The organism is Xanthomonas sp. NCPPB 2864 (assembly GCF_056675615.1).
This window is the reverse complement of sequence record NZ_JBWWVS010000009.1, coordinates 124,294-137,732: the sequence shown is the minus strand read 5'-3', so window position 1 is coordinate 137,732 and position 13,439 is coordinate 124,294. Positions and strand designations below refer to the sequence as shown.

10 protein-coding genes and 1 pseudogene are annotated in these 13,439 nt (G+C 64.4%); 6 read left to right on the top strand and 5 right to left on the bottom strand.

The genetic code is table 11. The features are described from left to right. Nucleotides 1-136 precede the first annotated feature (136 nt). A complete protein-coding gene (locus tag AC1KVE_RS17550) occupies nucleotides 137-1,012 on the top strand; it encodes a LysR family transcriptional regulator (protein WP_481092799.1) in 876 nt (291 codons plus the stop codon). A 309-nt stretch (nucleotides 1,013-1,321) separates the two neighbouring features. On the opposite strand, the gene AC1KVE_RS17545 is transcribed toward AC1KVE_RS17550, so the two are convergent. Then, nucleotides 1,322-2,236: a universal stress protein gene (locus AC1KVE_RS17545; RefSeq protein ID WP_481092800.1), complete on the bottom strand. Its 915-nt coding sequence runs from the start codon at nucleotides 2,234-2,236 to the stop codon at nucleotides 1,322-1,324. 14 nt (nucleotides 2,237-2,250) lie between these two features. Then, nucleotides 2,251-3,192 (bottom strand): bestrophin family protein, encoded by a 942-nt coding sequence (locus tag AC1KVE_RS17540; RefSeq protein WP_481092801.1) that lies wholly within the window; start codon nucleotides 3,190-3,192, stop codon nucleotides 2,251-2,253. Between the two features lie 184 nt (nucleotides 3,193-3,376). On the opposite strand from AC1KVE_RS17540, the gene AC1KVE_RS17535 reads away from it, so the two are divergent. The 5 genes from AC1KVE_RS17535 (at nucleotide 3,377) to AC1KVE_RS17515 (ending at nucleotide 9,472) form a co-directional block, all read left to right on the top strand. After that, nucleotides 3,377-4,816, top strand: a complete 1,440-nt coding sequence (locus tag AC1KVE_RS17535; RefSeq protein ID WP_481092802.1) for an ATP-binding protein — start codon at nucleotides 3,377-3,379, stop codon at nucleotides 4,814-4,816. Continuing rightward, on the top strand, nucleotides 4,809-5,453 hold the full coding sequence (locus AC1KVE_RS17530; protein WP_065031359.1) for a LuxR C-terminal-related transcriptional regulator: 645 nt from the start codon (nucleotides 4,809-4,811) through the stop codon (nucleotides 5,451-5,453). The genes AC1KVE_RS17535 and AC1KVE_RS17530 overlap by 8 nt, the downstream gene beginning before the upstream one ends. A 287-nt stretch (nucleotides 5,454-5,740) precedes the next feature. Then, nucleotides 5,741-7,099, top strand: a complete 1,359-nt coding sequence (locus AC1KVE_RS17525) for an alpha/beta hydrolase (protein WP_481092823.1) — start codon at nucleotides 5,741-5,743, stop codon at nucleotides 7,097-7,099. After that, on the top strand, nucleotides 7,096-8,625 hold the full coding sequence (locus tag AC1KVE_RS17520; RefSeq protein ID WP_481092803.1) for a GMC family oxidoreductase: 1,530 nt from the start codon (nucleotides 7,096-7,098) through the stop codon (nucleotides 8,623-8,625). Before AC1KVE_RS17525 ends, AC1KVE_RS17520 begins: the two co-directional genes overlap by 4 nt. Before the next feature lie 43 nt (nucleotides 8,626-8,668). Next, nucleotides 8,669-9,472, top strand: coding sequence for an SDR family NAD(P)-dependent oxidoreductase (locus AC1KVE_RS17515; RefSeq protein WP_481092804.1), 804 nt, complete (start codon nucleotides 8,669-8,671; stop codon nucleotides 9,470-9,472). Between the two features lie 283 nt (nucleotides 9,473-9,755). Here AC1KVE_RS17515 and AC1KVE_RS17510 read toward each other — a convergent pair. The 3 genes and pseudogenes from AC1KVE_RS17510 to AC1KVE_RS17500 form a co-directional block, all read right to left on the bottom strand. Next, a pseudogene (locus AC1KVE_RS17510) lies at nucleotides 9,756-10,293 on the bottom strand (RDD family protein); the annotation flags it as partial. 263 nt (nucleotides 10,294-10,556) lie between these two features. Continuing rightward, entirely contained in the window at nucleotides 10,557-12,662 is a 2,106-nt protein-coding gene (locus AC1KVE_RS17505) for a family 16 glycosylhydrolase (RefSeq protein WP_481092805.1), read from the bottom strand. 22 nt (nucleotides 12,663-12,684) lie between these two features. Continuing rightward, entirely contained in the window at nucleotides 12,685-13,377 is a 693-nt protein-coding gene (locus AC1KVE_RS17500) for a glycosyltransferase (RefSeq protein ID WP_481092806.1), read from the bottom strand. Between the last annotated feature and the right edge of the window lie 62 nt (nucleotides 13,378-13,439).

Genomic DNA, 13,439 nt, shown 5'->3' with positions numbered 1-13,439 from the left:
CTCCTGCTATGGATGGAAGAGGTGTCAGTGCGACATATCCGCTGCGCTTGGCGTTGCGGTGACGAGACGATAGGTCGTTGCATCGCCAATACGAAGAGGCCAAGATGTAGACGCCTGGTTTCAAATCTGGAACACCATGGATCTCAATGCATTGATCGATTTCGCGCTGGTCGCGGCGAACCAGGGCCTGGGAAAGGCGAGCCGTGCCAGCGGCAGATCCAAGGCGACCCTGTCGCGTCGCATCGCCGAGCTGGAGGAGCAACTGGGAGTGCGACTGGTCGAGCGCAGCGCACGTGGCCTCAGGCTCACCGATGCCGGGCAGCTGCTGATGGAGCGCACCGAAGTGCCGTTGAGCGAGGTGGCCGAGGCCATGTCAGCCGCACGCGAGGGGCTCTCGAGCCCGCGTGGGCGCTTGCGGGTGGCATCGCCGGTGCTGTTCTCGCAACTGGCGATGGGACGGATCGGCGCAGAGTTCTGCGCGGCCTATCCGGAGATCACGCTGGAGGTGGTGGCCGAGGACCGCACGGTCGATCTGGTGGAAGAGCAGTTCGATGTGGCCATCCGCATCAACCCCAGCCCGGACAGCAGCTTGGTCGGGCGCTGCTTCGCCAGGGATCGGCTGGTGGTCGTGGCCGCCCCCGGCATCGCCATGCCGACCGGCGGCGCGGTTACATCACTGCCCGCCGTGGTGATGTCGAGCTTTCAGCCGACCACATGGACGCTCGATGACGGGCGTCTGGTCCTGGAACCCATTCCACGACTGCGGTTTTCCTCGTTCCTGATGGTCCGCGACGCGGCGATAGCAGGCGGTGGCATCGCGCTCATTCCGCAGTCGATCGCCTGGAACCAGCTCGCGCGTGGCGAACTGGTGCAGTGGGGCACCATCGCTGGCGCGGAGCCGGCGCTGTGGGTGTTGCACACGTCCAGGCGCCTGGCTGCCCCGAAGGTGCGCGCCTTCGTGGACTTCATGTGCGAGAGGTATCCGGACGCCTCGCTTGTGCTCAAGGGGTAGGGCGCTGCCTCCAGCTTGTGCGCGCCAGCCTGCGCGCCGGCCTGCGTGGACGCGTTATCGCCTGGAAAGATCCATCACCGAGGTGCAGACAGCGCTGTGAAAGCGCTGGATCGATCAACCGATCAACACATGGATGGCAGGCGCGTTTGCGCGTCCTCGAACACGCCGGTACGGGCACGCGCCGCCGCGTCGTGACGTCGGTAGAACCGCCTCGCGCTCAGGGATGCATGCCGCAATGAGGCAAGCCCTCCCTTGCACAGCTGACCACTGCAGATGCCCAGCCAGCCGCGCGCCGAGCACCCGGTTCCCTCACACGCGCAAGAGCCGCCTGGCCAGGCTGCGGCCGGGCGCGGCGTCGGCGTGGTCGCCGCCAGCGCCCAGGATCGGGCGGCGCAGATGGGGCGGCGGCAGGCAGATCAGCACGCACGGCGTCTTTGCCAGTGCCGACTGCAGCGAGGAACGCCAGACGCCACGGCGGACGACGGCGTCGTGTTCGACCACCAGCACATCGGCGCAGGCGCGTTTGAGCAGGCCGGCGATCTCGCGCCGCGGATTGCCGACGGCCACGTGGATGCGCACGCGCAGGTCCTCGTCGGGCAGCTGCTGGACCAGGTCGCCGAGCCAGCTGGCAGCCGCGTCTTCGCTCAGCGGCTTGTCGTTGAACAGGCTGTCCACCAGCAGGCCTTCGCTGACTTCTGGCACGACGTGCAGCAGATGCAGGTCGGCGCCGCGGCGACGCGCCAGGGCCGCGGCATCGCGCAGCGATTCCAGGCTGGTTTCGCGGCCGGTGATCCAGCAGGCGACGTGACCGCCGACAGCGCCATCGCGCGGGATCGCATCGGCATAGGGCAGGGTGAGCATGGGCGTGGCCACGCGTTGCAGCACCCGCGCGCGCAGCGACACATGCAGCGGGCGCGGCAGGCCGGTGCGCTCGGACGGCGGCATGATCAGCAGCGCGTCGTCGCGGCTGCGGCAGAACGAGACGATGCCGGCGGCGGCCGGGCCGCCGGCAAGTGCACGCTCGCAGCCCGGGTAATTGGAAGCCTCGGCAAAGAACGCATCCAGCGACTGCTGGGCCTGCGCACGCTTGCCCTTGGCGTGCACGTGCAGGATGGTCAAGCGTGCGCGCAGGCGGTCCACCAGTTGCGCCACGGTCGGGATGGCGGCATGGCAGGTCTCGGAAAAATTGGTGGCAAAGATCAGGTGGGCGGGGGTGGTCTGCATGGCTGGCTCCGTGGTCAGTAGATGAAACCGTCGATGGCGCGCACTTCGCGCAGCGATACGCGCTGGCCCAGCATTTCGCGCAGGGTGAGTTCGATGCCGCGCGACAGTGCGGTCATCGGGGTGTCGTGCACGGTGTTCTCGAACGGGTCCTCGATGGCGCTGCTGGCGCTGTCGATGGCGATCAGGGTGAAGCTGATCAGTACCGAGGCGATCGGCATGGCCAGGCCCATGCCGGCGATCAGGCCCAGCGGCACCAGCCAGCAATACATGTTCACCAGCGTGCGCGGCAGCGAGGAGAACTGCCGCGGCAGCGGGGTGTTCTTGATGCGCTCGCAGGCGCCCTGGATATTGGCCAGCGTGGTGAGGTTGGCGTCCAGCGACGACCAGCGCAGGCTGTCGAGCATGCCCCAGTCGCGCGCCTGCTGCAGTTGCTGGCCCAGCCGCAGGGTCAGCGCGTTGGGGATGTTGGCGTAGCCGCGCAGGTCGTCGGCGCGTGCCTGGCCGAGCAGCCCGGCCAACTCGGGAAACGGGTTCTGCCGGCGCAGGTGACAGCGCAAGGCGTGCACGAAGGCGACCTGGTGCACCACGATATCGTCGCGCAGTGCGGCCTGGCGCGGGTCGGCCGGGTCCACATCCAGCGCGGTCAGGGCCTGGCGTGCGATGGCGCGCGAGGTGTTCACCAGCGCGCCCCAGAGTTGGCGCGCTTCCCACCAGCGGCCATAGGCCGCATTGGCGCGGAACGCCAGGAAGATGGTGAGCGCCGAGCCGAGCTGGGCCAGCGGCAAGGCTTCGATCGACAGCCACTGCCAGCCGAAGAAAGTGTAGAGCACGGCCACGGCGCAGTCGAACGCCAGCAACACCAGCAGGCGCTTGTAGGTCTTGGGCCAGATGCGTCGCAACGGAAACGTATCGCGGGTGATCATGGGAGAGGCAACATCGACGTGGGGTGGATGCATTACACCCAGCCTCCACGGTCGTGTCTGCCATCCTTGCGCCAGCGTTGGACAGTGCGCGCACCGTCCGAACGATGCGGCCGGCCTATCTTTCGATAGGGTGAAATCCGCAGCCCTGGCCACGATGCTGTGGCATCAACCACCGCAACAGAGGAGCGGCATTGCAGCGCAGGGGCATGGGTAGCCAATGGACAGACTGAGACTGCCATTCAAGTGGCGCGGGCAGGTGGTCAAGCTCAATCGCGGCCCGACGCTATGGGCGTCGCTGGCGATGCTGGCCTCGCTGGTGTGGGCGGAGTGGTACTCGCACCTGGGCGTATCGCTGGGGCTGCTGTACATCCTGCCGGTGGTGCTGGCGGCCACGGTGCTATCGCGGCGCGACATCGTCATCGCGGCGATCGCCTGCGCGGTGCTGCGCGGCCTGTTCGTCACCGACGAAACCCCGGTCGAACAGGCGCTGCGCTTTTTCATGGCGACGGTTGCCTATGCCGGCTGCGGGTTGCTCGTGGCCGAAATCAGCCGCACCCGCCGAGTGATCCTGGCCCATTACGTGCAGCTGCGCGCCGAACAGCGGCTGCGCCGGCGGCTGGAGCGGCAATTGCGGCTGCTTGCCGAGAGCAGCCCGGCGGCATTGCTGACCGTGGCCGGCGACGGCCGCATCGTGGCGGCCAACCGCGCCGCGCACGAGATCCTGGACATGGCCGAGGAGTGCGGGCTGGAAGGCCGCGCGGTGCGCGAGTTCCTGCCGCTGCTGGACGATGCGCTGAGCATGAGCGCCAACCTGGATGGCATGCGCACCTCCGCCAGCACCTGGGGTTGCCGCAGCGACGGCACCCGCTTTCCGGCCACCACCTGGTTCTCGGTCTACGAAGACAGCGCCGAGCGTCACCTGGCCGCGATCCTGGTCGACACCAGCGAGGAAGTACGCGCACGCGAATCGGCGCACTTCGACGATGTGCTGAAGAACAATCGCCTGCTGGCCGGCGCGGTGTCGCACGAGATCCGCAACCTGTGTTCGGCGGCGGGTGTGGTCACCTCCAACCTGGCGCGGCATCCGGCCATTGGCGCAGATCCGGATCTGGCCGCGCTGCGCAGCCTGGTGGCGGCACTGATGGAGCTGGCGTCCTTCAATCTGCGTCGGCAGCTGCCCGACGACGCGCATGAAACGCGGCTGCAGACGCTGTGCAGCGAGCTGGATGTGATCATCCGTTCGGACTGGGAGGACGTCGAGGGCCAACTGGTGATCCAGATCGCGGCCGACTTCCCCTCGGTGCACGGCGACCGCCATGCATTGCTGCAGGTGCTGCTCAATCTGGCGCGCAATTCGCTGCGCGCGGTGCAGGCGCTGCCACCGCAACGCCGCCAGTTGATCGTCAGTGCGCGCCTGGAGCAGGAGCGCGCGGTGCTGAGCGTGCGCGACACCGGGCCCGGCATTGCCGAGCCGAGCCGCCTGTTCCAGCCGTTCCGCAGCGACAGCGATGGCTCCGGGCTGGGGCTGTACATCTCGCGTGCGCTGATGGCCAACCAGGGCGGTCTGCTGCGTTACGCGCCCGGCGGCGAAGGCGCCTGTTTCGAGCTGCATCTGCCGCTGGCGCACGCAGCATATGCGGAGGCGCTGGATGGATGAGTCGCGGCGCGCACCGGTGCGCCTCTATCTGCTGGACGACCACACGCTGTTCCGCGAGGGCCTGCTGCGCCTGCTCGGTGCCGACGCCCGTTTCGAGGTGGTCGGGCAGTCCGGCGCATTGGCGCAGGCCATCGTACAGATCGCCTCGCTGATGCCGGACGTGGTCATCCTCGACTACGACATGGGCGAGTACAACGCGCTGGACTACATGCGGCGCCAGGCCGAGCAGGCGCGCCGTCCGGCCACGCTGGTCGTCACCGCCGGCCTGCCCGAGCGCGACGCACTGGCCTTGATCCGGCTCGGCGTGTCCGGTATCTGCCGCAAGGATGTCTCCACCGATGAACTGATCGACAGCATCCATGCGGTGGCGATGGGCCGTGTGCTGATCGACCAGCGTTATCTGCAATCGCTGGTCGCCCAGGGCACCCAGGAAAGCCGGCCCAGTTTTACCGACCGTGAGCGCGAAGTACTGCGTGGCCTGCTGCGCGGGCAGTCAAACAAGTTGATCGCACGCCAGCTCGGCAGTTCGGAAAGCGCGATCAAGGCCACCTTCCAGCAGCTGTTCAACAAGCTCGACGTGCGCTCGCGCAGCCAGTTGGTGATGGTGATCCTGCAGGATTATCGCGATCTGGTGTGAGGTGTCGTGGTCCATTGAAGCCATCGGGCGAGCGATGCAGATGCAGATGCAGATGCTTGTCCGCTGAACCCGATGCAGTTGCAACGGCACGCTGGCAGATAGGGCGTGCGACAAGCCCGCATGTGTGACGCTGATCTGCCGCCTTGCAGGCATGCCGATCGGGATGCGATGGGTGGTGTTCCCGGACAAGCGACGAGCCTCACGTCATCACACGATGTCGGACTCATCTGCACGAGGCATGGACAAAGCGCCGGTCATCATGCGCGCCTGATGGAGAGAGGTGTTACATGGCGAAGCCGACGCTGTTCTTCCTGCACGCTCTTGGGTCCAGCAGCAACGAGTGGTCTGGGGTGATCCAGCTACTGGAGGCGCGCTTCGATTGTGTGGCGCTCGATATTCCCGGCTTTGGAGACGCGCCGCCGCTGCAGCATGTCGACACCGCCGCACTGGTTGCCTGGTTTGTCGACGAGGTGATCCGGCGGCAACCGACCTGCTGGTTTGTGATCGGACACAGCATGGGCGGAAAGATCGCCACCCTGGCAGCGGCGCAGGCGCGCGATGGCGTGGCCGGGCTTGCCGGCCTGGCCGGCGTGATCCTGGTCGCGGCGTCGCCGCCAGCGCCGGAGCCGATGGAGGAGTCACGCCGGCAGACCATGCTGGCCTGGTTCGAAAAGGGCCATCCCACCGGGCAAGAGGCCGAGCAGTTCATCGACGACAACTGTGCGGCGAGGTTGCCTGCGCCTGTGAGGGACGCGGCTGTAAACGATGTGCTGCGAACCAGTGCAAAAGCATGGATCGCCTGGCTCTCATACGCCAGTCGTGAGGACTGCAGCGCGCAGGCCGGCTGCATGCACGTGCCGGCGTTGATCCTCGCCGGCAGCGAGGATGGCGACCTCGGCGAAGCCGCGCAAACCGCGCTGAACGCGCCGCATTATCACGCTGCGCGTCTTGCCGTCGTGGCCGATGCCGCGCACCTGATCCCCTACGAACAACCGCAACACCTGGCGCAGCTGATCGCAGCGCATGTGGAGCGCAGCATGGACACGTGCCTGCCCGATGACTTCGTCAGGCTGCTCAATGCAGACCGGGTTGCCCCGCGCATGCGCAAGCTGCTGCTCAGCCGGCACGCTGGCCCACCCGCAAATGCGCAAGGCGTGCTGAGCCAGCATCAACTGGAGATACTCGGCGCAGTCGTTGCGCGCGTATTGGATGGGGAAAGCGATGCGCGCGCGATTGCACGGCGGATCGACGTCCAGCTTGCCGAAGGCGCAGGAGATGGTTGGCGCCATGCCGCGTTGCCACCCGATCGGCTGGCAATGCCGCTGGGGCTCGACACGCTCGACGCGCTGAGCAACGGCTTCGCTGGCCTGCCTACGGAAACCCAGGACCATTGGCTGCGCGAGGTGTCGCGCGCGACGGCTGGCGATTCCTCGGCACATGGGCTGGATGCAGCGCAGCTGGCGCACTGGTTCGAGGATGTGCGCGCCGAAGCCGTGCGGACCTGGGTCAGCCTTCCCGCCACGATGGCCGCATTGGGATACGACGGCTTTGCGGTTGGCGGTGTCGGTATCGACAGCCTGGGCTATCCGCACACTGCAGCCGACCGGCAGGAAGCCTGGCAGCTTCCCGCCGAAGGCCTGCGATGAGCCGGGGCATCAACGACGCTGCGGTCGATGTGGTGGTGGTAGGCAGCGGAGCGGGCGGCGGCCCGCTGGCCGCACGGCTTGCACAGGCAGGTCTGTCGGTGGTGGTGCTGGAGGCGGGTGCGGCCTTCAGCCCTGCCTCCCATCTGCCCGATGAGCTGACCACCGGCATCTACTGGATGGAGGAGCGCCTGAGCGGCGGGCAGACGCCCACCGCATTCGGCGCCAACAATTCCGGTTCTGGCCTGGGTGGTTCGACCCTGCACTGGGGCGCCTTCTGCCCGCGTCCGGACAAGCGCGATCTGAGCCTGTCGACGCACACCGGGCAGCGCAGCATGGACTGGCCGATCGCGCATGAAGAGCTGCTGTCCTATATCCGCCGCGTGGAGGAGTTCATCGGCGTCTCCGGGCCGGCGCACTATCCGTGGGATCCCGAGCGCAACTACGCCTATGCGCCGCCGCAGCGCAATGCGTCGGCCAACGCAATGGAGCGCGGTTGCCGCACGCTCGGCATCACCGCCACCGACGCGCCTGCCGCGTTGGTGACCAGGGCGCATGCGCAGCCGCACTACGGCATGCGCGCGGCCTGCAACAATTGCGGCGCCTGTCATCAAGGTTGCAGCAATGGCGCCAAGGTGAGCGTCGATACCACCTGGCTGCCGCTGGCGCGCGCGCACGGTGCCCAGTTGCGACCCGGCTGCCGGGTCATCGATATCGAGCGCGATGCGCGTGGCATGGTCAGCGCGGTGGTCTATCAACAGGACGGACGCGAACTGCGCCAGCGGTGCGCAAGCGTGTTCCTATGCGCAGGCGGCGTGGAAACACCGCGCTTGCTGCTCAACCTGGGGCTGGCCAACTCCAGCGGTCAGGTCGGGCGCAATTTCATGGCGCATGTGGCCACCCAGGTGTGGGGGGAGTTCGATGCGGACATGCGCATGAACCGCGGCTACCCCTCGTCGCTGATCACCGAGGATATGCTGCGCCCGACCAATGCCGATTTCATCGGCGGCTATCTGGTGCAGAGCCTGGGCGTGCAGCCGATCACCCTGGCCAACACTCTGGCACGTGGCGCAGGCCTGTGGGGGAGGGAGCTCGTCTCGACCATGGCGCGCTACAACCGCCTGGCCGGCATCGGCATCAATGGCGAATGCCTGCCGCAAGATGCCAACCGGCTAAGCCTGTCCGACGAGTGCGATGCTTTCGGCCAGCGCAAGGCGCGTATCGACTTCAGCTACGGGCCCAACGAACGCGCGATCGATGCCCACGCCCGCGCATCGCTGCACGCAATCTGGGAGGCGGCGGGCGCTCAACGCATTTTCGCCGCCGCCCGCTCCGCACACACATTGGGTACCTGCCGCATGGGCGCCGATCCGGAGCAGGCCGTGGTCGACCCGGACGGCCGCGCATTCGACATCGCCAACCTCTACATCTGCGACAACTCGATTTTTCCAAGTGCGCTGGCAGCCAATCCTGCGCTGACGCAGATGGCACTTGGCCTGCGCACGGCGGAGCGTTTTCTCGCCCGCTAGTTGCGTGCATACCACCACCTCTCTCTACCACCAGGAGTTCAGCATGGATCTCGGAATCAAAAATCGGATCGCCCTCATCAGTGGCGGCGACTCGGGAATGGGCAAGGAGACTGCGCGGCAGCTGCTCGAAGCTGGCGTGCGCGTGGCGATCACCGATCTTCCGGACGGCACGCTCGACCAGGCAGTGGCCGAGCTATCGGGCCTGGGGCAGATCATCGCCATCGAGGGCGACGTCACGCGCGAGCAGGACGTCGCCGCCATCTGGACGCAGGTGCGAGAACAACTGGGCGACCCCGACATCTACATCAACGCAGCGGGCGTCACCGGCGCAACCGGCGACTTCCTGGAGGTCAGCGACGCCGGCTGGCTTGGAACGCTGGACATCAACCTGATGGGCGCAGTGCGCATGTGCCGCCAGGCCATCCCCGCGATGCGCCGCAATCAATGGGGCCGGATCGTGCTGTTCGCCTCCGAGGATGCCGTGCAGCCTTACGTGGACGAGCTGGCCTACTGCGCATCGAAGGCAGGAATCCTCAGCCTGGCCAAGGGCCTGTCCAAGGCCTACGGGCCGGACAACGTGCTGGTCAATACGGTGTCGCCCGCCTTCATCGCAACCCCGATGACCGACAAGATGATGCAAAAGCGCGCCAGCGAAAACGGAACCACGTTCGAGCAGGCGATCGAATCGTTCCTGGACGAAGAGCGTCCCGGCATGGTGCTCAAGCGACGTGGCCGCCCGGAAGAAGTGGCCTCGGCGGTTGCCTTCCTGTGCTCCGAGCGCGCCAGCTTCATCAACGGCGCCGGGATCCGGGTGGATTCGGGATCGGTCTTTACTATCGCGGGTTGAGGCGGGCTTCGTTCCGAGATGCGGTGAGCTACTAAGCTGCCGCGTCCTTTCTCTGCGCCCGGTACCAGGTGCAGAGAAGTGAGTGCATGCGTAACCGGCTGCAGGAACACTGCAGGCGGTTGCCCAGGAAACCAGCTCGTTTCAGCGGAGTGGGGCGCCAACGTTTGCGGCGACGCGCTGACCACAGGCTTGGCAACCGCCTGCGCTGCACAAGCCGCGCAAGTTCCCTCGATACCCATCCCACGCCGTATCGCAGGCATTCTTTTCGGCATGGTAGGAGACGCTACTTTCTGCTTCTCGCTGCGGCATCGCTCTCACCGGCCGCCGCCAACGCTTTCGGCGCGAACTGATACCCCATCGAGCGCCAGGACGATGCGATGCCCAGGTCGTAGCCATAGACCAGGGTGACGTGGATCGCCGACATGGCGGCCGCCTTCTTGTCATTGGCGAGGACGACTTTGGCAATGTGCTCCGCCAACGCTTTGTCGTCGATGCGCCGTTCGGACAGGTTGACCTGCACAACCACAGATTCGACATTCGGCGTGCCGAACACCGTGTTGTGCACGACGCGCGCGGACTGCACGCCCGGCTCGGCACTGACGGCTTCATGGGCCGCCAGCAAGTCCTTGAAGTAGTCGCTCTGCGCCAGTTGCCCGGTAAACGCCGGAACTGCTGCGGCTGCGATCATCAACACAGCGACCACCACCAAGTGCACACGCCACACCGGCATCGGCCTGACAGCGGCGAGCGGTGTCTGCGCGGTCACCACCGTGCTTCCCACAGCAACGACGGCCGCGACGATTCAACAGATACAGATAAAGGTCCGTCTCCGACCAAAAACGGGCTTGGCTAAGGAGTACAGCCTGGGGGAATGTGGCTATCGATTAGGGATGTTTATCGGGGGTAGGGAAGAGCAGCTTTCGATCCAAAGCGGAAACTTGGTACGGAAAGCGCGATGCTTGTTTCGCAGCGGAGCACGTAGCCTGCACCGAACACTGCCAAGTCTGCGGAGTGCATGGGTGCTGTCGTTCAATACCTCTTTTGTACGATGGCCGCTTGCCTCCGTCGCGATTACAGCCGAAGCCTACGGTTCAACGGAGGGTTCACGAAAGATCGCCGTCGCCGGGAGCATTTCCGGGCAGATGCGACCCGCAAGGTCAGTCGAACGGGCTGCCCAAAGGTTGAGGTGAAAGCGCATAGGTAGGTGAGGAATTGGGGTTGGATCCCAATTGAAGCGCTCATGAACGATCCGGCCGTCGACGCTCCATGCTATGTACCCTGGCCGCCACTCTATCGCGTAACGATGAAACGAGTCAGCAGCATCGAAGCCGAGGTCGATGCGGCAAGGACTGCCTCGGTATCCAAAGCTCATCCTCGCCCCGTCGTCGCCGGGGTTAAAGTAGACGTTTACCAGCAATCGGCGCGTGTCATCCCCTACGAACTCAAGATCGATTTCCTGCCGCGGATTATCTCGATGCAGGAAAAAGCCCGTCACTAGCCCTGCACCGGCAGCTGGGCGGATATCTGCCTCGAATCGTCCGTATAAAAAGTCATTCGGGGTGGCGAGTGCTCCCGAACGGTATCGGCGGCCGCTCTCGCCTGGTTCGCTCAGCGTCAGCTGGACTTCGCCGTCATGATGAGCGACGGACTTGGGCGAGAACCAAGCCAAACTTCCAGGAAAGGTTCCTAAGGTCGCGTGAAATCCTGATAAGAGGCTCAGCTCCTTCGCCGACCAATACTGCGCTGCAACGAAAGGAGAAGCGTGGGGTCGCTGAGAGCTTGGACTCCATTTGCTTGACGGCGGGAGAATCCATGGCGACGAGTCCATAGGGTTGAGCGTGAATGAGCGAGAGTTACTTGCGCGGTCGCCATGCCGCCGGCTGTCTCGAAACACCCCCTGTTCTCTCGTTGCCCCAATAGGGAATGCATCAACCGGAATTTCGAGAGCTAACAGTTCGCAGAGTGCTCGCCAGCGCTCGCGACCCTCACCATTGACCAAGCACAACGCAGTACACAAGGGGCCCAGTGGCTCGAAATCTCGACGCTCCGGCGCATCAGAGTCAAGAACAAACCTAGCATCCGCACGCTCCAGCGCGGCATGCAGCGCTGTAGGTGTGAGTGGAGCGTCGACTATTGCATCGAACTCAGCCCAAAGACGCACAAGTGCCTCTTCGCTAAGAGTGTCCTCGCCTCTCTTGAAAACGAGCACCCGAAGGCCCAACATCGAAAGTGCCATCGCCAACCCCTCGTGCTCACCTCGCGCGCTCCAAGCGAGCACTGGACCAACATGTTGCCGAGTGATGGCAAGAGGGCCGGAACCCACATCAACGATTCCGGCCCGCGCTAGATATGGCAGCACTGAATAGGAATTGGCTGACTCGCTGTCAGCCCTTTGCAGAATCGCAGGCGAAGCGAGCGCAAGCGCGTCGATTTCGGCAAAACGAAAGTTCATCCACATGTCGACCGGTCCGACGACGGGCATAGCTCTAAGTAATGCCTCGGCTCCTTCGCGGGACAGGACGTAGCCAGACAGGAACCAAAGACCCCTAACTGGACGGAAGAGCATGGAACTGACCTCTATACGCTCCGCGGTTCCACCAGCATCTTCGTAAGACAAGTAGAGAAGATGCGGACCGCCGCTTGATCCGCGGCGCCTTAGAGCCTCCTCCCACCCCTTCGCGATCGCCTTGGCGGCGCCAAAGGCGAAGTAGACATCGTCCTCCAATATCAGCGAGAAGCCGGTAGGCTCGTTAGCAATTGCCTTCCAAACCTCAATGTGAGAACGAGCCACAGCTACCTCTTGACGCGTCATGAGGATGGCCTGCTCTGGCGCGAAGCAGTTCGCTAACCGCGCGTCCGGCTGTACGTGCAACTGGTCTCCAACTCGGTAGACCGCGTCGACATCGGAGGTCGCGGCCACGGCACGGCCATCTCGAGCATCGATCGCGCGGATGCGGCGTGTGATTGAACAAAGCGGCACGCTTTCTCGTGTAATAAATCTATCAAGCTCGCGAAGGGACCGCTTGAGTCTCAGCGGCTGCCGGTCCAAGTTGATGAGGAAGATCTTGCTGATGCGATCGTCGCCTGAACCAAACGCAGCTATGCGAGAGCGCGGCAACGCCGTAACCAAGGCGTCTCGAATCTGAAACCATAGTCGGCGAGCGAGTCCGGAGACCTTCTGGAGATTCAAGTTATTCTCAGAGCCGTGCTGGTTAAAATGGGTTTACGTTGCGCCAGTTGCGTTCGTCTTTCCGGTATGACAGTTCCCACCGAGTCTCCGCAATGCTCTCCCAATCGAGCAGCAGCCTGAAATCTAGTTCACGATCTTCTAGGAGCAGACTGCGGGAATGCGCTGCTAACGCCGCTGTCAGGTTTCCAGGCCCCGTCGTCGACTGAATCTCTAGCCGTTCTTGGCTGCCAATTAGCCGCGCAGTTGCACGACTTAGGGCACGACACAGCACGGGATGCTCGGGAGGGGCGGCAATAGGATCGTTATTGACGTAAAAGATTCGTTCGCTAGTTCGACAATCTGCTCGCCAGATCTCGGCTGAAGGAATCATCGATCTAGATCGAAGGTCGTAACACAGTGGCTGAACTTTGAGAGTCCGATCTTGAAAGAGTTCCTTCCAGTCATCCCCATGCAGCACGTCGTCAGCATCTACGTAGAGGCCGCCCTCGGCGATCAAGGCGCACATGCGCAAATAGTCGCATCGCATGGCAGGGTGATGGCATCGCGCAAACGCCGTTTGCTCGGCAGATCCGTAATTGCGTTCAATGTAAGCTGCCGCCGAGTCATCGTTGAACATCGAGAATCGGAAACCTTCTGAACCCAAACGCTGCCAACTGCTAAGGCACGCGCTGACATCCTCAGGCACAGAAGTATCGTCATGCCAGTACTGGATCAAGTGGAAAGGTATCGTCTCGCTAAGGCTCGCATCAAGTCCGCGTCGGTCCGTACCGACAATCT